This is a genomic window from Aeromonas diversa CDC 2478-85 (genome assembly GCF_000819805.1).
Lineage (GTDB): Bacteria > Pseudomonadota > Gammaproteobacteria > Enterobacterales > Aeromonadaceae > Aeromonas > Aeromonas diversa.
The window spans coordinates 1,226-2,228 of record NZ_CDCE01000012.1 but is presented as its reverse complement, the minus strand read 5'-3'; the positions used below and the strand labels follow the sequence as shown (position 1 = coordinate 2,228).

Below are 1,003 nucleotides of genomic sequence, written 5' to 3'. Positions count from 1 at the left end.
GCTGCCCATCAGCCTCTTCTGCCGCGATGCCGAGGGGCGCTATCTCTTCTGTAACCGCACCTTCGCGCAGCAGGCTGGCTTCACTACGCCTGCCGATCTGGTCGGGCACTATGATCATGAACTGCCCTGGGGGCTGCGCTATCGGGACGAAGACCGCCAGATGCTGGCCAGCGGGACGCCCCTCATAGGCCAGCAGATGCGCTGCCAGGAGGAAGAGGGAGAGTGCTGGATCAGCAGCCACAAGCTCCCTCTCTATAGCCCGCAGGGTGAGCCATTGGCCGTGCTTGGCATGATGGAGGAGATCACCCACATCAAGGGGGTCGAGGAGGCGCTCAGCCTCCACCAGCATCTGCTGCGCAGGGTGCTCGATGCGATTCCGGATCTCATCAGCCTGACCCGGGAAGATGGCCAGCTGCTGGAGTGCAACCACGCCCTGCTGCAGTTTCTCGGGGCCCGTCGCGACGAGCTACCGCTGCCACTGGCCGGCCATCCGCTGCATGAGTTGCCCGCGACCCGAGGAGAGATAGCCCTGCACGACGTGACGGGGCGCCTGCACCAGCTGGCCGTCACCCGCCTCAGCGTCCCCGGATTGGGAGAGCCGGCTCTGCTGACCCTCTACCGGGATGTCACCGGCCTGCGCTCGACCCAGCAGCAGCTCAAACGGGCCCATCATTTCGACAGCCTGACCGGGCTGATGAAGCTCTCGACCCTGCTCGAGCAGGCTCAACGCCTGCCCGCTCAGCCGATCTGCCTGCTGATGCTGGACGTTCAGCATTTTCGCGAGATCAACGACCGCTTCGGTATCCGGGTCGCGGATCAACTCCTGAGCCAGATCGCCACCCGGCTGCAACAAGTGGTCCCGAGGCGAACATTGGCCGGGCGCCTCGCGGCCGACGATTTCTGTCTGCTCCTTCCCCTGCGGCATCTGGGCCAGCCCCTGATCAGTTGGGTGCAGGAGCTGCATCGCCAGCTCCTTCCCCCCTACCAGGTGCAGGAGCATCTG

At 65.0% G+C, this 1,003-nt stretch carries 1 protein-coding gene; it reads left to right on the top strand.

Going from position 1 to position 1,003, the window contains the following annotated elements; genetic code table 11:
• Position 1: 1 nt before the first annotated feature.
• Positions 2 to 1,003, top strand: a 1,002-nt coding sequence (locus tag BN1121_RS03390; RefSeq protein WP_231552992.1) for a sensor domain-containing diguanylate cyclase, incomplete at its 3' end; no start/stop codon positions are given.